The sequence below is a fragment of the Siminovitchia fordii DSM 16014 = CIP 108821 genome, from assembly GCF_000374565.1.
Taxonomy (GTDB): domain Bacteria; phylum Bacillota; class Bacilli; order Bacillales; family Bacillaceae_C; genus Siminovitchia; species Siminovitchia fordii.
In genome coordinates this window covers 735,436-753,131 of the sequence record NZ_KB894685.1, presented here as the reverse complement: position 1 = coordinate 753,131, position 17,696 = coordinate 735,436, and the positions used below count along the sequence as shown (strand labels likewise).

Annotated in this window: 19 protein-coding genes, 1 pseudogene and 1 riboswitch; of the genes and pseudogenes, 15 read left to right on the top strand and 5 right to left on the bottom strand. The window is 40.7% G+C overall.

What is annotated here, in order from left to right:
* Positions 1 to 332 precede the first annotated feature (332 nt).
* Positions 333 to 917, top strand: coding sequence for a DUF6241 domain-containing protein (locus C509_RS0103795; RefSeq protein WP_018705581.1), 585 nt, complete (start codon positions 333 to 335; stop codon positions 915 to 917).
* 60 nt (positions 918 to 977) lie between these two features.
* On the opposite strand, the gene C509_RS0103790 is transcribed toward C509_RS0103795, so the two are convergent.
* On the bottom strand, positions 978 to 1,832 hold the full coding sequence (locus tag C509_RS0103790) for an STAS domain-containing protein (RefSeq protein ID WP_018705580.1): 855 nt from the start codon (positions 1,830 to 1,832) through the stop codon (positions 978 to 980).
* A 238-nt stretch (positions 1,833 to 2,070) separates the two neighbouring features.
* On the opposite strand from C509_RS0103790, the gene C509_RS0103785 reads away from it, so the two are divergent.
* From C509_RS0103785 to C509_RS25960, 12 genes and pseudogenes are all read left to right on the top strand, one after another.
* A complete protein-coding gene (locus C509_RS0103785) occupies positions 2,071 to 2,673 on the top strand; it encodes an AmiS/UreI family transporter (RefSeq protein ID WP_245542426.1) in 603 nt (200 codons plus the stop codon).
* 383 nt (positions 2,674 to 3,056) lie between these two features.
* A complete protein-coding gene (locus tag C509_RS0103780; RefSeq protein ID WP_018705578.1) occupies positions 3,057 to 3,320 on the top strand; it encodes a metal-sensitive transcriptional regulator in 264 nt (87 codons plus the stop codon).
* A 114-nt stretch (positions 3,321 to 3,434) separates the two neighbouring features.
* Complete coding sequence (locus C509_RS0103775) at positions 3,435 to 3,917, top strand: DsrE/DsrF/DrsH-like family protein (protein WP_026319665.1); 483 nt, start codon at positions 3,435 to 3,437, stop codon at positions 3,915 to 3,917.
* Between the two features lie 144 nt (positions 3,918 to 4,061).
* Complete coding sequence (locus tag C509_RS0103770) at positions 4,062 to 4,358, top strand: rhodanese-like domain-containing protein (protein WP_018705576.1); 297 nt, start codon at positions 4,062 to 4,064, stop codon at positions 4,356 to 4,358.
* Positions 4,359 to 4,376: 18 nt separating this feature from the next.
* The gene (locus C509_RS0103765) at positions 4,377 to 4,967 is read left to right on the top strand and encodes a sulfurtransferase TusA family protein (RefSeq protein WP_018705575.1); all 591 of its coding nucleotides are present in this window, start codon (positions 4,377 to 4,379) and stop codon (positions 4,965 to 4,967) included.
* Positions 4,964 to 5,196, top strand: a pseudogene (locus tag C509_RS24615) (glutaredoxin family protein). Before C509_RS0103765 ends, C509_RS24615 begins: the two are co-directional and overlap by 4 nt.
* 37 nt (positions 5,197 to 5,233) lie before the next feature.
* Entirely contained in the window at positions 5,234 to 6,361 is a 1,128-nt protein-coding gene (locus C509_RS0103755) for an MBL fold metallo-hydrolase (protein ID WP_018705574.1), read from the top strand.
* Between the two features lie 22 nt (positions 6,362 to 6,383).
* Positions 6,384 to 6,611: a sulfurtransferase TusA family protein gene (locus tag C509_RS0103750; protein WP_018705573.1), complete on the top strand. Its 228-nt coding sequence runs from the start codon at positions 6,384 to 6,386 to the stop codon at positions 6,609 to 6,611.
* A gap of 93 nt (positions 6,612 to 6,704) precedes the next feature.
* Positions 6,705 to 7,481, top strand: a complete 777-nt coding sequence (locus C509_RS0103745) for a sulfite exporter TauE/SafE family protein (RefSeq protein ID WP_018705572.1) — start codon at positions 6,705 to 6,707, stop codon at positions 7,479 to 7,481.
* Between the two features lie 100 nt (positions 7,482 to 7,581).
* Positions 7,582 to 7,697: riboswitch (TPP riboswitch) on the top strand.
* Between the two features lie 130 nt (positions 7,698 to 7,827).
* On the top strand, positions 7,828 to 9,612 hold the full coding sequence (thiC, locus tag C509_RS0103740; protein ID WP_018705571.1) for a phosphomethylpyrimidine synthase ThiC: 1,785 nt from the start codon (positions 7,828 to 7,830) through the stop codon (positions 9,610 to 9,612).
* Between the two features lie 19 nt (positions 9,613 to 9,631).
* Entirely contained in the window at positions 9,632 to 9,799 is a 168-nt protein-coding gene (locus C509_RS0103735) for a hypothetical protein (protein WP_018705570.1), read from the top strand.
* Between the two features lie 235 nt (positions 9,800 to 10,034).
* Positions 10,035 to 10,178: a hypothetical protein gene (locus tag C509_RS25960; protein ID WP_018705569.1), complete on the top strand. Its 144-nt coding sequence runs from the start codon at positions 10,035 to 10,037 to the stop codon at positions 10,176 to 10,178.
* 468 nt (positions 10,179 to 10,646) lie between these two features.
* Here C509_RS25960 and C509_RS0103720 read toward each other — a convergent pair whose 3' ends face one another.
* Positions 10,647 to 12,113 (bottom strand): sodium:solute symporter family transporter, encoded by a 1,467-nt coding sequence (locus C509_RS0103720; RefSeq protein WP_018705567.1) that lies wholly within the window; start codon positions 12,111 to 12,113, stop codon positions 10,647 to 10,649.
* Positions 12,114 to 12,162: 49 nt separating this feature from the next.
* Complete coding sequence (locus C509_RS0103715; RefSeq protein ID WP_018705566.1) at positions 12,163 to 12,963, bottom strand: carbon-nitrogen hydrolase family protein; 801 nt, start codon at positions 12,961 to 12,963, stop codon at positions 12,163 to 12,165.
* Positions 12,964 to 13,199: 236 nt separating this feature from the next.
* Between C509_RS0103715 and C509_RS0103710 the strand changes: the two genes are divergently transcribed.
* Together C509_RS0103710 and C509_RS0103705 are read left to right on the top strand one after the other, a co-directional pair.
* A complete protein-coding gene (locus tag C509_RS0103710; protein ID WP_018705565.1) occupies positions 13,200 to 13,904 on the top strand; it encodes a FadR/GntR family transcriptional regulator in 705 nt (234 codons plus the stop codon).
* 55 nt (positions 13,905 to 13,959) lie between these two features.
* Positions 13,960 to 14,943 (top strand): asparaginase, encoded by a 984-nt coding sequence (locus C509_RS0103705; protein WP_018705564.1) that lies wholly within the window; start codon positions 13,960 to 13,962, stop codon positions 14,941 to 14,943.
* A gap of 40 nt (positions 14,944 to 14,983) precedes the next feature.
* On the opposite strand, the gene C509_RS0103700 is transcribed toward C509_RS0103705, so the two are convergent.
* Both C509_RS0103700 and C509_RS0103695 read right to left on the bottom strand, forming a co-directional pair.
* Positions 14,984 to 16,171: an MFS transporter gene (locus C509_RS0103700; RefSeq protein WP_018705563.1), complete on the bottom strand. Its 1,188-nt coding sequence runs from the start codon at positions 16,169 to 16,171 to the stop codon at positions 14,984 to 14,986.
* A 125-nt stretch (positions 16,172 to 16,296) separates the two neighbouring features.
* Positions 16,297 to 17,625: a Na+/H+ antiporter family protein gene (locus C509_RS0103695; protein ID WP_018705562.1), complete on the bottom strand. Its 1,329-nt coding sequence runs from the start codon at positions 17,623 to 17,625 to the stop codon at positions 16,297 to 16,299.
* Positions 17,626 to 17,696: the final 71 nt, after the last annotated feature.

The following is a 17,696-nucleotide window of genomic DNA, read 5'->3' as shown; positions in this document are numbered from 1 at the left end:
GGTTTACAGTACTTGCAATAGGTTTTGATGATGAAGTAGAAAGTAGGGAATTAGCCAAAATGTATGGTTTCAAATACTTACATAATGACAAAGGTTCCTAATAATAACGAATGGTGATAATATCGCAATAATTCTTCCCATACGGAAATAAGAGGGAGAAAAGCTTGATATAATAAAAACTTGAGAGTTTTATTTGTTACCTGCGACAGTTATTATAAAACTATCAATGCTTGGTTGAGAATTTTTTTGCCGGAAAGGAAAATATATCCGGAGGAAAAAGCTTTTCAATATTGCTGGCGGATATACAACAGTAACATTTGGAGGAAACATGGATGAAGAAGAATATCGCGCTCAGCATTGCAGGACTGGCAGCAGTTCCTTTTGGTGTTTATTTTGCTTTTACATCTAATAGTGATAATCAAATTGATGCCATTACAAGTAAAGAGGAAGCATCCAGCCTGGAAATAACAGCGCCGATTAAATATATAGCAACGAGCAAAGAAAAAATAACAGCAAAAAAAGATATTGGAGAAATATCCGATGAGACAACCCTCATTATGAGAATGATCGAAATGAGCCTTCAAAAGGTGAATATCGGAGGTAAAAAGAATACGCCTGCCGGGATTGACCCTGATTCGATTCGCCGGATTCAAATGACGAAAGGCAATATATATTATTTAAAACAACATACGGATTCGATTGAGCTCTCCAGGAATACGAGAGGCGAGCCCTATACGTATGAAAATATTTTAAACAGATGGCTCGAAGGGAATTTTGACGATATTACCGAGGAAGTGGAATTCCTTCTGAGCTTAACTTCCAAGCCGTATGGAAAATATGATGGCGGGGAAGTCACTGAAAAAAGCAGAGTGGAAGAACAGCAATATATTCAGCATTTTTTTGGGGAAGAAAATTGAGCAAATAAAAAATGTACCAAGAAGGCGACATATCCTGCTTTCTATGGTACATTTTTTCTTTTACATTTCTTTTATTAATTGAATCTCCTTGAATGCCTGATGCAGATTTGCCTTTACACTGATGTTACTTAAATCTAATCCTAGAGTGACGATGGTCTGTGCAACTTCCGGACGGATTCCTGTAATAATGGTTTTTACCCCTATCAAGGATAAGGCATCAATCACCTTGAAGAGTTGGTCGGCAACCATTGTATCTACAATCAGAACACCTGAAATATCAAGGACGAGATGAGTGAGCTGCAATTTGCCAGCCTGCTTCAATGTTTCTTCCATAAGATGTTGAGCTCTTTCTGTATCCATATTCCCTATAAGCGGCAGGACGCCTACTCCAGGTACGAGAGGGACTACAGGAACAGATAACTCTAAAAAGGAAGTTTTTGCGCTTTCAAGCGAACTTTGGAACGCTTTTACATATGTAAGACTGAAATCATGAACGGCTTTATCTAAAAGTGGATCAATAATGGATATCAGATCGAATATTATCGCTGCCGATAGATTGAGTTTTATTGCTTCTTCTTTCAGTGCTTTCCAAATATAAATCCGGTAATATGAAGTATCTTTCAATGCTTCGTCCAGTTGAATTCCAAGCTTGTAAATATATTGCCCTGTTTCTTCAGCCCACTTACGCATTTCTTCATAGGCAGTTTGCTGTTCCGACGGCCGCATCAAAGCTTCTCCGAATAGTGCAATGAAATTCGCTCTAATTTCAATAATTTGATCATTGATTTGTTGAAATGACTCTTGATCTTCTGTTGACACCCTTGCGTCCGCTAACCTTTTTTCATGGATTTCCTGAGCAATCTCTTTTTTCCTATTTATGATGGTTTTACCCAAATATAGCAATTGGTTATCCATAAAAATCTTCCTGCCTCCCTATATGAAAAATGGGTTCCATGGGCTTAATGGACTAGTTTCATATATTAATTGTAAATGGTATTTCTTTTTCAAGCAAACATCATTGACAATGATTTTAATTTGATATAATATTCAAAATAATCAAATGTTTAAAAGTGCCGGATAGTTTGCTATGAAAAATAAAGGAGGCTGAAGGAATAAAAGTTACTCTCAAAAGGAGGTACATCTTTTGTCAAATGTGGGTCTGCTATATGTCGGTGGAGTATTGTTCATCAATTCTTTAATGCTACTTGGCAGAATCGATGGAAAAAGCGCTTCGGTCTTTAATATTTTTATCGGGATCCTTCAGGTATTCACTCCTATTTATTTAATAGTAAAAGCGGACGGAAATATGCCGGAGATATTGGGTGCAGCAAGTATTTTTTTATTTGGATTCACCTACTTATATGTCGGTCTGACAAATTGGTTTGGCCTTGAAACATCCGGGTTGGGATGGTACTGTCTTTGGGTGGCAATCTTGGCGCTTGGATTTTCTTATGTCAGTTTCAGTTCTGCTGATCTGAAGTTTGGAATCATTTGGTTGTTTTGGTCATATTTATGGTTCTTATTCTATTTGGTTTTGGCAAAAAAAATGGATATAGGGCGCTACGTCGGGAAAGTAACTTTTGTAATGGCTTGGATTACTTGTACGATTCCTGCTTTTTTAGGTTTGGCAGAGCTATGGAATAGTGTAAGTAACACTGTCGCGATGATTGTGGCAGGACTCGCACTCCTTTATTTTATAACAGCATATTTTTCCGAGAGGGCATCACCTGCAGCACAAAAAAATGTACCTTCATAGAAAGGTTGTATCTGGCGAAAGAAATCTAACTTTCGCCTTTTTTCTTTTTCCTTAGTAAATAAGATTTGACAATATACCCCTATGCGTATAAAATAAGCGTCATATTGAAATTCTTAAGGAAGACGATACTCTAGAAGATCATTTTACCGGCATCAACTGTGTAGAACAGGAATACTTTAACCTTTTACGTGTCATATAAAACTCCTGTTCCAGGTACATTCATATTCGGGTTCTCTATTTAAAAAGGCATAATCAGAATTTGGATTCGTCGCCAGCAAAATAGGGGTTTTCATATTCAAAGTATTCAATCCCTGACAATCAGATGGCTTATTAAATAGAAAAAGAGCCCTATATTTAGGAATAACAATTTAGGAGGTAACTCAATGAAGTATGATGACCAAATGAAAAATAGAATTAAACGCATTGAGGGACAGCTAAGAGGGATATTGAGGATGATGGAAGAAAATAAAGATTGTAAAGAGGTGATTATCCAGCTGTCGGCCGCACGGACCGCAATCGATCGGACCATCGGTGTGGTAGTAAGCTCCAACTTGGTGGAATGTGTTCAAAAGGCCAATGAATCAGGGGAAGCCAATACGGAAGAGCTTGTGAAGGAAGCGGTAAATTTATTGGTAAAGAGTCGTTAAAAAAAGAGAGTTGACATTCTCTTTTATTTTTAATAATATTATACCCATAGGGGTACAGGTATAAAATATTTTTAAACTTAACAATACTCGGTAGGGTATAAACGAGGAGGAGCAATGTTGGAGGAAAAGAAAAAAACGACAATCGTATTGTTCAGCGGCGATTACGATAAAGCGATGGCAGCATACATCATCGCTAATGGTGCCGCAGCCTATGACCACGAAGTAACCATTTTTCACACATTTTGGGGTTTGAACGCGCTACGCAAGGAGGAAAACATCCCAGTTCAAAAAGGGTTGATGGAAAAGGTGTTTGGCAAAATGATGCCAAGAGGTGCAGACCGAATGGGAATTTCCAAAATGAACTTTGCGGGACTGGGGCCGAAAATGATTAAAGGCATCATGAAAAAACATAATGCCATTCCATTGCCTCAGTTGATTGAAATGGCTAAGGAACAGGATATCAAATTAGTAGCCTGTACAATGACGATGGATCTGCTTGGACTGCAACAGGAGGAGCTCTTGGATGGAATCGAATATGCAGGTGTAGCGGCATATCTTGCAGATGCAGAAATAGGTCATGTGAATCTGTTTATTTAGGCAGAAGGATTGAAGAAATATGGAAACAAAATCGTCCAAGAGGATGAGAACCTAAGAATGGCAGATACTCTAGAAAAAAGAGTATGCGAATCGGGCGAATGTCTATGCGGGGTGAACGCCTATTTTTAGAAGGAGGAAGGCATAATGAAGGAAATCAGTGCAAAAGAATTGGAACAAAAACTGGCCCAGGGGGAAAAATTAAACATCATAGATGTCCGTGAGGTCGATGAAGTCACAGCAGGAAAAATTCCTGAAGCTATTCACATTCCATTGGGATTGATTGAATTTAAAATGAATGAGCTCGACAAATCAAAAGAATATATCATGGTCTGCCGTTCAGGAGGAAGAAGCGGCCGGGCAACGCAATTTTTGGAAAGTCAAGGATACAAAGTAGTGAACATGTCTGGCGGCATGCTTGATTGGGAAGGAAAAACAGAATAATTAACTGGAGGTTAAAGGATGATCAACATGAATGCTGATGTCATTTTGGACGCAAAAGGGTTGGCATGTCCTATGCCGATCGTCAAGACAAAAAAGGCAATGAATGAGCTGGACGCAGGAAAGGTCCTTGAAGTTCAAGCGACTGATAAAGGCTCAAAAGCCGATGTCAAAGCTTGGGCGGAAAGCACAGGCCATCAATATTTGGGCACTTTAGAAGACGGCGATATATTGAAGCATTTTCTCAGAAAATCCTCCAACGAGGAAACAGAAGTCAAAGAGTATCCCCATGTTGTTAATAACGATGAGTTACAAAAGAAAATCGAATCAAAAGAAGACATTATCGTGCTGGATGTAAGGGAAACTGCCGAATATGCTTTTAACCATATTTTAAATGCCATCTCCATCCCTTTGGGAGAACTAGAAGAGAGGGCAGATAAATTACAGAAGGAAAAGGAAATTTTCGTTGTGTGCCGTACAGGGAACCGGAGCGACATGGCGGCGCAAAAGCTAAAAGAAAAAGGTTTTGAAAAAGTGTTTAATGTAATTCCGGGCATGAGTGAATGGACCGGGGATACAGAAGGTATCAATCATAAAGGAGGTCAGCGATAATGCCAGTTACTGTGTATACAACGACGAGATGTCCATACTGCGTTATGTTAAAGAACTTTTTGAAAGAGAAAGAAATTGCTTTCCATGAGGTGAATGTTGAAAGCAATCCTGAAAAATGAAGCAATTGATAAAAACAACAGGACAAATGGGTGTTCCGCAAACTGAAATCAACGGCCAGTGGATTATCGGCTTTGATCCCAACAGTATTATGGACGCTTTAAAAAAGTAAATTTTTTTAATAAGAAATATACCTAGGGGGGTAAAAAATGGCGGTATCAGTTATGACATCAAAAGAAGTTACGAAAAAAATCGTGAACAACGAAAAGTTGTTTATCCTGGATGTACGGAATGAAAGTGATTTTCAGGACTGGAAAATTGAAGGGAAAAACGTGGAACATTTAAATATTCCATATTTCGAACTGCTTGATGGTGTGGAAGGAATTTTAGACAAAATCCCTGCAGACAAAGAGGTTCTGGTGGTTTGTGCTAAGGAAGGATCGTCAGTGTTGGTGGCTGAAATGCTTGTCGAGCAAGGGGTGGATGTATCATACCTGGAAGGCGGCATGAAGGCTTGGAGTGAACACTTGGAACCTGTGAAAATTGGAGACTTGAAAGACGGTGGAGAGATTTATCAATTTGTCCGGATTGGAAAAGGCTGCTTGTCCTACGTGGTTATTTCGGGCAAAGAAGCTGCAGTGATTGATGCGACTCGGATGACAGATGTTTTTATAGAGTTTGCCAAAAGCAAAAATGCGAACATTACACATGTGCTCGATACTCATCTTCATGCCGACCATATTTCAGGAGGCAGAGAGATCGCTGAGCAGGAAAATGCGGCATACTGGCTTCCTTCAAAGGATGCATCGGAAGTGACTTTTGCCTATGAACCGCTTGAAGGTGGGAAAGTGATTACTATCGGAAATACAGCGATTGACATTCATGCACTCTATTCTCCAGGGCATACAATTGGATCTACATCATTTATTGTAGATGAAAAATATTTGTTATCGGGAGATATCCTGTTTGTAGATTCCATTGGAAGGCCGGACCTTGCCGGATTGGCACATGACTGGGTGGGCGACTTGCAGGAAACATTGTATTCCCGTTATAAAAAGCTATCCAAAGAACTAACTGTTCTGCCGGCGCACTTTATGATGATCGATGAATTGAATGAAGACGGAAGCGTTTCTGAAAAATTGGGAACTCTTTTTGAAAACAATCATGGGCTTAATGTTGAAAACGATGAGGAGTTTAGAAGATTAGTAACTGAAAATCTGCCGCCACAGCCTAACGCTTATCAGGAAATACGCGAAACAAACATGGGAAAAATCAAACCTGACCTGGAAAAACAACGAGAAATGGAAATTGGTCCAAACCGCTGTGCGGTAAGATAAAAAATATTAGGAGGAATAACGAATGGAAGCAGAAAAATTTTTAGATGCAAAAGGATTGGCATGCCCTATGCCGGTTGTAAGAGTAAAAAAAGCGATCAATGAAATGGAGTCCGGACAAATATTGGAGGTACATGCTACCGATAAAGGGTCAACAAATGACTTGACGGCATGGGCTAAATCAGGCGGTCATGAACTATTGAAAACCGAAGAAGAAAATGGCGTTTACAAATTTTGGATTAAAAAAGCCTGATAATAAAAAAGGGAACCGATTGGTTCCCTTTTTCAAAGAAGATTCTATAAATAGTCGGCCGTACTTTCGCATTTCTCAAAAGGAGGTTAAGCGATGGATTTTACATTTATCCTCGTCATTTTTTTAATAGGTTTTATCGGCTCTTATATTTCGGGCATGCTTGGGATTGGCGGCTCCATTATTAAATACCCAATGCTATTATATCTCCCTCCATTGTTCGGGTTAGCGGCATTCAGCGCCCATGAAGTTTCCGGGATCAGTGCCGTTCAGGTGTTATTTGCAACGATGGGCGGAGTATGGGCCTACCGAAAGGGCGGCTATTTAAATAAAACATTGATTGGATATATGGGAATCAGCATTTTGATTGGAAGTTTTATCGGGGGCTATGGCTCGAAGCTAATGACAGAGGGCGGAATTAACTTAATATATGGGATATTGGCATTGATAGCCGCCATCATGATGTTTATTCCCAAAAAAGGGATTGATGATATCCCATTCGACCAAGTGAAATTCAATAAGTGGCTTGCAGCCCTCCTTGCTATCATTGTCGGTTTAGGAGCCGGGATTGTAGGGGCAGCCGGTGCATTTTTGTTAGTGCCCATCATGCTTGTCGTTTTAAAAATTCCAACCCGCATGACAATCGCTTCATCTTTAGCAATTACCTTCATTTCATCCATTGGAGCAACTGTAGGGAAGGTCACTACAGGGCAAGTGGACTACTTTCCTGCGTTCATCATGATTGTTGCAAGCCTGATTGCTTCGCCCCTTGGTGCGATGGCAGGTAAAAAAGTGAACACAAAAATATTGCAATTCATTTTGGCAGTACTGATCGTTGCTACGGCTGTTAAGATTTGGATGGATATCATTTAGATGAAAGGCTCTGTAAAATCTTTCTGTGAATAAAGGCTTATTTTTCGAATTCACTCTTGAATTTTTATGAAGAGTCTAATATAGTTGAGACAAATCGAATAGCAATAACTGGGGGTGCCCAAAGAGCTGGGCTGAGAGCGGAAACGCGATGAAGTTTCTTGACCCTTTGGACCTGATCTGGTTAATGCCAGCGTAGGGAAGTTAATAAGTGCATCAAATTGAATTTATACATTTTTAGGCCGGGTCCAGCCATTTTTGTTGGTTCCCGGCCTTTGTGTATTTTCTGCACGTATTGCTGCCTATCAGATCTCGTCCTTTAACTAAAAGATGAAGGAGAGATTTTTTTATGTCAATGTCGTTGTCAGATGAAAAAAGTATTGCTGTCATGTCCAATTTTCCAAAGAGCAAAAAGGTATATGTGGAAGGAGCCAGACCGGATATAAAGGTTCCCATGAGGGAGATTGAATTAAATTCTACGAAGACGGAAGGAATAGAGGAGTCTAATGCTCCTGTTCGGGTATATGATACAAGCGGGCCATATACGGATCCGGAATATACAGTTGATATTACAAAAGGATTGCCTCCACTTCGAAGTAAATGGATTCGGGAGCGCGGCGATGTGGAGGAATATGAGGGCCGTTTGATCAAGCCCGAAGACAATGGCTTTAAATCAAACGATAATCCAAAAGTGGAGCGGGATGTATTTCCGGGGTTAAAACGAAAACCTATTCGGGCGAAAAAGGGAAAATGTGTTACCCAGCTTCATTATGCCAAACAAGGGATCATTACGTCCGAAATGGAGTTCATTGCAATAAGAGAAAATTTGACACCTGAGTTTGTACGCGATGAAGTGGCAAAAGGTCGTGCCATCATTCCATCGAATATCAATCACCCAGAGGCGGAACCGATGATCATCGGACGGAATTTCCATGTTAAGATAAATGCGAATATTGGGAATTCCGCTGTGAGCTCCTCCATTGCGGAAGAAGTGGAAAAAATGACTTGGGCTACTCGATGGGGTGCCGATACAATCATGGATTTATCAACAGGAAAAAATATACATACGACCCGGGAGTGGATCGTCCGAAACTCACCGGTTCCGATCGGCACCGTTCCTATTTATCAGGCATTGGAAAAGGTGAATGGGATTGCTGAGAACCTTAACTGGGAAATTTACCGAGACACATTGATTGAACAAGCAGAACAGGGTGTCGATTATTTTACGATTCATGCGGGTGTACTACTAAGGTATGTTCCATTAACCGCTGGTCGTGTAACAGGCATTGTTTCTAGAGGCGGCTCAATCATGGCGCAATGGTGCCTCTATCATCATAAAGAGAACTTTTTATACACTCATTTTGAAGATATCTGTGAAATTATGAAAGCATACGATATTGCTTTTTCTTTGGGGGATGGATTGCGCCCGGGGTCAATCGCTGATGCGAATGATGAAGCGCAGTTTGCGGAACTGGAAACGCTCGGAGAGCTTACAAAGATCGCATGGGAGCATGACGTCCAAGTGATGGTTGAAGGTCCCGGACATGTTCCAATGCACCTGATCAAGGAGAATATGGACAGACAGCTTGAAGCATGTCATGAAGCGCCGTTCTATACGCTTGGACCACTTACAACTGATATTGCCCCTGGCTATGACCACATCACTTCCGCGATTGGGGCGGCAATGATTGGATGGTACGGAACAGCGATGTTGTGTTATGTAACTCCAAAAGAACATTTGGGACTGCCAAATAAGGATGATGTACGTGAAGGGGTCATTACTTATAAGATAGCTGCCCATGCTGCAGATTTGGCGAAGGGGCACCCGGGCGCTCAGATTAGGGATGATGCCATTTCAAAAGCTCGTTTTGAATTCCGCTGGGAGGACCAGTTCAATTTATCTCTGGATCCGGAGCGGGCAATGGAGTATCACGATGAAACATTGCCCGCAGATGCGGCAAAAACAGCCCATTTTTGCTCCATGTGCGGTCCGAAATTTTGCAGCATGAGAATCTCTCATGATATCCGCAAATATGCAGCAGAAAATAACCTCAATACACAGGAAGCGATCGAAAGGGGGATGAAAAACAAAGCTGCCGAATTCAGGGAAGCTGGTAGTAGTATTTATCTATAGTTTTCTCGGGGGGTGCATGATGAGCGTACAAAAAATTAAAGAAGAAATCCAACAGTTGGAACTGCGTATCAAATTTTTGAAAATCCGGGCGAAAAAGATCCAGCAATCCTGTCATCATCAATATGATGGGAATCAGTTTTACGAAACCTGCAAAAAGTGCGGAAAAGTGAATGTCTTATATTACTGATGAAGAGTTATCATGGACGATTAAACCTCTTAATCATAGTAGGTTAAAGAAAAGAAAACCACAATCAAACCTGAACTATAATAATGAGGAAGGAAGTAGTTCAAAAATGAACCATACCATAATACACATTAGAACGGAAAACGGCGTTTGCAGATGCACCAAAGCGAAGAGTTGAGATGCCTGGAGATAATCGTCAGCACCCTGGATGTCCGCAAATTTGTGAAGAAATGGGGGGATGAGGTGGCCCACCGGATATAAGCTTTACCGGTTGTTTATGGTGATGGACATTGCGTTCGAAATCATTGCCACTTCCCTCATCCCACAACAGCTGGCACAGCATATAAAGTCAGATAATAGAGGCGCCCTTCGGGAGGAATAGCCGAGAAGGAAATATTGTAACCGGTATTGGTTTCAATTTAAACTAACTAAAAACCTAAAAATCTATTGACAGTTTCGTTCATATCAGTGTTTCCAAACCAGAAGAGTCCTTTAACCTTTCCGAGGAAAGTGAAAACCCGCGAAACATCTCGCGGGTTTTCATGGTTCTTATAAAAGCGACTCTGTTTAAACTTGGGGTCTATAGGAAGTACAGCCATTCGTAACATTTCCTTTTAAAGTTTTAAAAGATAGCAATCGTAACCAACTCAGAATGATTTCAGATAAAAGCCCCTTTAATAAATGGAACTTTTACTCATTTCATTCCTTATTTGAGTAGGATACACCTAAAATAATACCGCAAACTACACAGAAGCCGATTACCCCATAGAGCCATATGGATAACATTGGATTTACCCACATAATTATCTCTCCTTTCGGGAAGTTTTCCTTTTGATAGAGTGTTTACAAATTATCCGTCAGATGCTGGTCTTTTTAAGATAAACGCCATGCCCCACATAACTATAATTCCTATTAGGGTAGCCCAAGCTCCTGATGCCATTAAGCTTCTTTCAAACCCTCCGAAATAAATGATTAAATATGAAAACAATCCTATTACCATTGAAAGCTCAGCGGCACGTGGAGAGGCTTTTTTCCTTGTAAATACTGCATATAAAAGTGGCCCCATCGTGCCCGACGAAACACCTGCAATGCCGATCCACATAAGGTCTGCCATGAACTGTGGCGGATTTAAAACAATGAGGAAAGCAATGATCCCTACAATAATGACAGTCCATCGGCTAATTTTCAGCGCAACCCGATTAGATTTTTCTTCATCTGCTCGAATGATCCCTCTTTTAACTAACACTTTTCTATATATGTCGTTGGCAAATACTGTTGAAATCACGACAAAAATTCCATCGGTTGTTGATAAGGAAGCAGCCAAAATAACTACACCAACAATTGCTGCTAGAATAGCAGGCATTCCCCAAGTAACATATTCAAGTAGAGCCAAGTCTGCTAATTCTATAGAAGGCAGTGCCGCCCGTGCATACAAACCGCCAAAAAGCACAACCAGACAAAGAACCGCTGTCACCATATATGTTATTATCATTTTCCGCAAATCCTTAGGATTTTTAAGCGAGAGCACCTTGTTGAATAGTTGCGGTTGTGATGAAAAAGCGAACTGAATAATAAAAATAGCGGCAATTACGTAAACTCCATAGTAATTTCCCGACTCCGGGTTGATCACTTTTATAAGATTAATATCCTGTGATGCCAAATTTTCTGTAATATTTGTAAACGCTTTTGTAATACTTCCGTTTCCGAATATAACGATACCTGAAACAAAAACAATAACACCTGTTATCGCCATAATAATAGCCTGAACAGCATCTGTATACACGTCAGCGTATGAACCACCAGCAAAAACATATCCCACAACAATGAGCGCGATAAAGACCAATCCTCCAATGTAACTGAATCCCAGCATTTTGGAGAAAATTTGAGCCCCTGCTGTAAATTGTGCTGCAATGTAAAAGATGTTAAAAAGCATGATGATCCCGGTTCCTATTCGTAGGAAATCACTATTATAATAATCACCAAGCCAGTCAGGAAGAGAAAGGGATTTTTGTGATTTATTCAGTTCTCTGACAACTTTTCCTACAGCAATAATACCAAGAGCGCCTCCGCCGAATTGCCCTAAAAACATCCATAGATTACTATAGCCCCACGCATATGAATATCCTGGATAACCCATGAAGGTTGCGGCACTAAAGAAGGTAGCTGCAAAGGAAAGGCCTAAAACATAAGGTCCCAGGTTAGCTCCGCTTATCGCGAAGTCTTCAATGGTTGTAGTTTTTTTGGCAGCAATATAGCTAAGATAAACCATAGCTATTAAAAAGATTATAAGCATAATCCACAAATATACTGAAATCATAAAGTCATCTCCAATCTCTTTAAAAATGTCATATATAATCAAATTGATACTAGAACATATTGTATAAAGACGGGACCCTGTTAGAGATGGAAGGGGCCTTTTCTCTCACTCTGTTTTTTCTATTAAGGTCAATATCAGCAAATATCATAGCTTCCTCTTCACCAGTACTTGATAGGACCACTCCCATGGGGTCAACAATCATACTCCGCCCACAGAATAATTCACTGGATTGATTGGAACCGCATACAAAAATGGTATTTTCAATCGCCCTGGCTTTAATCAATATTTCCCAATGTTCTTCTTTTAAAGTACCGCTGTACCAGGCAGCAGGAGTCAAAAGAATATCTACATCATTGATCGCCAGCAGCCTGCTCAATTCTGGAAAGCGCAATTCATAGCATATAACCAATCCAAATTTACCTAGTTCGGTTTCAATTATTTGAAAAGGAGCTGTTCCCGGAACAAATTGATCAGATTCACGAACTCCCCATGCATCGCAAAGGTGGGTTTTCCTATAGGATGTTAGCAGCTCTCCTGTTTTTGAAATGAAAACAACACTATTGTAAGCGCGCTCATTTTGATCCGGAACAGATTCAAAAATACCGCATACTACATATATACCGTTCTCTCTCGCAGCATGCATGAGAGTGCTTACAAACTGGCCGTCCAGTGGTTCTGCTATGTCGGCCGGTGTTAGACCAGAAGTCTTAGAATATAGATACATATACATTTCAGGGAATAAAATCAGATCTGCACCTGCATTTTTCGCCTTTTTTATATAGTCGAGAGCCCTCTTTAAATTCAATTTTTTATCCGCCGAGGCTGCTATTTGCACACTGGCTATTCTCAATCAATATCACCACCTTTCCATCATTTCTCCGTTAATCATTCCCAAACTTCCCATCCAGCTACATATAATATTCGATCAAAGTGGATGGTCCAGTTAAGAATAACAAAGACAATTTTAATGGTCAATATAAAAAACATTTAAATTTAGATTATTATTGAAATTATCTGTTGTATTTCATATAATTTAACTGGACCAACCAGATAAGAAGGCGGAGAAAGGACAGGGTGTTCATGACAATGCCATCAAATAAAAAAAAGCGGGTGTATCAAACGATTGTCGAACATATTAAATCCGCAATTGAAAGAAAAGAAATGATTCCAGGCGATAAGCTGCCATCTGAACGAACACTTGCCGCGCATTTATCTGTTTCAAGGACATCTGTTAAAGAAGCATACAGTGTTTTGGAATCTGCCGGCTTGGTTGAAATTAAACATGGAAGCGGAGTCATTCTATTAGAAGACAACCTGGATGACGTCATTATGAAAATGAATGTTGTCGTACGTGGGGAATCCTTTGATATAGTGGAATTAATGGAATTCAGACAAGCAATTGAAGGAGAGACGACATATTTGGCTGCTGTCAGATGTAATGAGGAAGATTTAGTTACACTTCACAACGCATATTTGAAATTTGAAAAGGCGGTAACGGCAAAAGAAATTACGGTGAAGGAAATAGGCGCCAAAGAAGATTTGGACTTTCATATGTGCATTGCAAGAATCTCCAGAAATCTACTATTCGTTGAGGTTATGTATATGATTTACGGTCGTCTGTATGAAGCACTTAAAGATGCTTCCATTAAAACTGTTCAGATACCCGGTAGAAATAAAACGGTCCTTTCAGAACATTATCAGATATTTACTGCTATCAAAGATAAAAATCCCGAATTAGCAAGAAAGGCAATGTCAGACCACTTACAAAGTGTCAAACAAATCTATCTTTAAAACACAGCGAATGAAAGTGAGTTATTTTAATAGAATTCGAAGTGAGGGAAAACAAATGACCAATCAGGAAGATAAAAGGGTTGTATTAATCAGTACAGGCGGAACCATCGCAAGTAAGAGAAACCCTGAAACCGGTCTGTTAACCGCAGGAGTGCTGACAGGTGAAGAGTTATCGGAAATGTGCGATTTACCGAGCCATATTCAGGCTGAAGTCATATCAGTATTCCAAATACCGAGCAACCATATGACTTTTGAACACTTGCTTAAGTTAAAAATGAAAATTGAAGAGGTCTTTAAAGAAGATAATGTTGCTGGTGTAGTGGTGACTCATGGAACCGACACACTTGAAGAAACTGCTTACTTTCTGGATTTGACGATATCCGATGAAAGGCCTGTAGTCGTTACTGGTTCGCAAAGAGGTCCGACTGTGATGGGGACTGATGCTTTTGTTAATTTGCGCCAAGCGATCATTTTGGCATCCGATATTCAATCACGAAATATGGGAACGGTTGTTTTATTCAATGAAAGAATTTTTTCAGCCCGTTATGTAAAGAAAAAACATGCTTCAAATGTAGCCGGATTTACTTCCTTTGGATTTGGATATCTTGGGATTGTTGATCAGGAACATGTATTTATATACCAGAAGCCGGTCAAAAGAGAGACTTACAAGCTTAAGGAAGGGCTTCCGGCGGTAGAATTAATCAAATGCGCTCTAGGATCCGATGGGAAATTTGTTCAATATGCTGCAGATGCAGGTGCAAAAGGAATTATTGTTGAGGCCCCGGGGAGAGGCCATGCACCTCCGGCTATCATGGATGGGATAAATTATGCCATTCACAAGGGAATTCCGATTGTACTTACAACAAGTGGAGAGGAAGGGGAAGTGAAAGTTGTTTATGACTTTCCAGGAAGCGCCTACGATATGGAGAAAAAAGGAGTTATTTTAGGGAGGGATTACGACAGTAAGAAAGCAAGAATAAAGCTGGCTGTCCTTTTGTCAGCAGGTGTTAAGAATATAAAAGAGACCTTTACTTATTAAAAAATAAGCTGTTTTCGTGAACGAAAACAGCTTACTTTATTTAAACAGCAGCTGATTTTTTTCTGATAATTTTCCTTTGCCAAGAAGCCGAAACAAATAATGTCACTACAAGGACAACCAACCCCAGTAAAAACGGGTAGATGATGTGAACATCATAAATTAATCCTGCAATGAGCGGTCCAAGCACATTCCCTATGCTCATATAGGCATTGTTCATCCCCATGGCGAATCCTTGTTCATTCCCGGCCAACTTGGAAATAAGAGTGTTCAGCACCGGTCTTAAAATGGAAGTTGCCATGAAAATGATCAGTGTAACAATGAAGAAGAGAACGTAGCTGGAAGCAAACATTGAAAATAAAAACCCTGCCGCTGCAACTGCCAAAAAGATATTCATCACTTTCCCCTCGCCCAAGAGGGATACAAGGCGGTCGACCACAAAAAGCTGCACGATGACGCTGATGATGCCTGAAACAGTAACCATGACCGCTATTTCCTGCGGAGTTGCTTTAAAAGCATTATCGAGATATAGTCCGATAATCGATTCGTAAGCCATCAAGCCGAAGCTCATGACAAGTACGATAATCAGAGGGATAAAATAGGGTTTTCGGACGGACTGCGTCAGTTTTTTTAACATGGAGTCGTCCACGGGCCCACTGGCCGCCATTTCAAGATCTTTACTTTCTTTCAGGACAATAACAGAAAAAATTACAGCTACCACTCCCACAATCGCAGATACGAGAAGCGGCATTTTCAGCCCATAGTCTGCTAAAAAGCCCCCGATACCTGGACCAATGACGATGCCCAATGACATAGCAGCGGAGATATAGCTGTTGCCTTTTGCTCGCTGTTCAAGCGTAGTGATATCAGCTACATAAGCAAAAATGGCTGGAATCAGCAATGCGGCCCCAATTCCGCCAATAACGCGCGAAAGATATAAGATACCGACCGAATTGGAAAAATAAAAGATGAACATGGAAAGTGCCAATCCGCTCAATCCAAAAATGATCATTTTTCTTCTTCCATATTGGTCTGTCCACTTACCGGCAATCGGGGACATAATAAATTGCGCGCCTGCAAAAATGGCGATCATTAAACCGGCAGCTGTTCCGCCTTGGCCAATGGAAATTAAGTAGGCCGGCAGTATAGGGATAATGATCCCGAAGCTCCCTATAGCGATAAACATGTTAATCATCAAAATAAACAATTTTCTTTTTTGATCAGGCTGCACAACAATCCCCTCTTTCTTCCTAATAAAACTTAGCTTCTTAATAAAACAATATATGGGAGGAAAAGTCAATAACATTTTTCATTAATAAAACAGCCGCCGGTTTGTCCGGCGGCTAATGTTATTGCCTATAATACGGAAGCTGCAATCATTCCAAATATGAAAAGCAGAATATTGTAATGAAGGAAGGTCGGTACGCAAGTTTCCCATATATGGTGGTGCCTGCCGTCGGCATTCAGGCCTGCAGTCGGTCCGAGTGTACTATCGGAGGCAGGAGATCCTGCATCACCCAGTGCTCCGGCTGTCCCGATTAATGCAGCTGTGGCAAGCGGGGAAAGGCCGGCTGCGGCGCAAAGGGGAACATAGAGTGCAGCCAAAATCGGAATCGTGCCGAATGATGAGCCGATGCCCATCGTGATGACTAAACCGACGAGAAGCATGAAAAAGGCAAGAAGCATGGGAGAGTTCCCTACGATGCTTGTCGTTTTCTCCACAAGCTCAGTTACGGAACCTGTTTCTTTCAATACAGTCGCATAACCTGAAGCTACGAGCATAACGAATGCGATCATGCCCATCATCCCGATGCCTTCTTGGACGACTTTGTCTCCATCATTAAATTTAACGACTCTTGTGATGAATAAGATGATAATACCCGTCAGTGCCCCCAAGACGAGAGATTCAGAAACTATCTGAACCACTAAAGCGGCAATAATGGCAATTACGGTAAAGGTGTGCCCCATATTCCAAGAAGCAGGGGTCGGTTCATTTATAATGCCTTCAGCCATGTCTATTTCCGTGGGAGAAGATTGGATAGCGGGCTTGGAGACGCGATCTTTTCTGTAAGAAATGAAAATAGCAATCAATAGGCCGACAATCATGCCTGATCCAGGAATGATCATGGACAAACTCACGTCATTCAATGAAATATTCATACCATTGGAAATCATTTCGTCGCGGATGATTCCGTGGAAAATCAATCCGAAACCGGCAGGAATCATTACATATGGAGCCTTCAAACCAAATGTCAACGCGGAAGCGACAGCCCTCCTGTCCAATTTGAGCCGGTCAAATAACCCCAGGAGCGGCGGGATAAGAATAGGAATAAATGCAATGTGGACAGGGACCACATTTTGGGATAAGCAGGCAATACCTGCAATGGCCAGTGCAAGAATCGTTTTTTTACCGGTAAAAACTTTCAGCATTTGATTGACCAGAAGTGTCGTAATGCCTGAAAGTCCGATCATGACTGCAAAGATCCCAAGTAAAATATAGCTGAGTGCTGTGTTTGCTTGACCGCCCATCCCTGAAATCATTAGATTTACAGAGTCAGAGAAACCCATTCCGGATATAAGGCCTGCCGTCAGGGAAGCGATGAGGATTGCAAATAAGACATTCACACGAAGAAGACTTAATGCAACCATGACAATGACACTCACTATTACTGCATTAGTCACCATGACTTAACCTCATTTCTATTTTTTAATACCATACTCTATCATCCATTTGGCTGGAGAAAATGTCAACGGTA

What these genes read in the sequence shown, in the direction of transcription:
- C509_RS0103775 (WP_026319665.1), top strand. Translation starts at nt 3,435, where the DNA reads ATGTTGGAGGAAAAGAAAAAAACGACAATCGTATTGTTCAGCGGCGAT.
- C509_RS0103790 (WP_018705580.1), bottom strand. Translation starts at nt 1,832, where the DNA reads ATGGATAACCAATTGCTATATTTGGGTAAAACCATCATAAATAGGAAA.
- C509_RS0103770 (WP_018705576.1), top strand. Translation starts at nt 4,062, where the DNA reads ATGAAGGAAATCAGTGCAAAAGAATTGGAACAAAAACTGGCCCAGGGG.
- C509_RS0103755 (WP_018705574.1), top strand. Translation starts at nt 5,234, where the DNA reads ATGGCGGTATCAGTTATGACATCAAAAGAAGTTACGAAAAAAATCGTG.
- thiC (WP_018705571.1), top strand. Translation starts at nt 7,828, where the DNA reads ATGTCAATGTCGTTGTCAGATGAAAAAAGTATTGCTGTCATGTCCAAT.
- C509_RS0103765 (WP_018705575.1), top strand. Translation starts at nt 4,377, where the DNA reads ATGATCAACATGAATGCTGATGTCATTTTGGACGCAAAAGGGTTGGCA.
- C509_RS0103750 (WP_018705573.1), top strand. Translation starts at nt 6,384, where the DNA reads ATGGAAGCAGAAAAATTTTTAGATGCAAAAGGATTGGCATGCCCTATG.
- C509_RS0103735 (WP_018705570.1), top strand. Translation starts at nt 9,632, where the DNA reads ATGAGCGTACAAAAAATTAAAGAAGAAATCCAACAGTTGGAACTGCGT.
- C509_RS0103705 (WP_018705564.1), top strand. Translation starts at nt 13,960, where the DNA reads ATGACCAATCAGGAAGATAAAAGGGTTGTATTAATCAGTACAGGCGGA.
- C509_RS0103720 (WP_018705567.1), bottom strand. Translation starts at nt 12,113, where the DNA reads ATGATTTCAGTATATTTGTGGATTATGCTTATAATCTTTTTAATAGCT.
- C509_RS0103795 (WP_018705581.1), top strand. Translation starts at nt 333, where the DNA reads ATGAAGAAGAATATCGCGCTCAGCATTGCAGGACTGGCAGCAGTTCCT.
- C509_RS25960 (WP_018705569.1), top strand. Translation starts at nt 10,035, where the DNA reads ATGAGGTGGCCCACCGGATATAAGCTTTACCGGTTGTTTATGGTGATG.
- C509_RS0103745 (WP_018705572.1), top strand. Translation starts at nt 6,705, where the DNA reads ATGGATTTTACATTTATCCTCGTCATTTTTTTAATAGGTTTTATCGGC.
- C509_RS0103780 (WP_018705578.1), top strand. Translation starts at nt 3,057, where the DNA reads ATGAAGTATGATGACCAAATGAAAAATAGAATTAAACGCATTGAGGGA.
- C509_RS0103710 (WP_018705565.1), top strand. Translation starts at nt 13,200, where the DNA reads ATGCCATCAAATAAAAAAAAGCGGGTGTATCAAACGATTGTCGAACAT.
- C509_RS0103695 (WP_018705562.1), bottom strand. Translation starts at nt 17,625, where the DNA reads ATGGTGACTAATGCAGTAATAGTGAGTGTCATTGTCATGGTTGCATTA.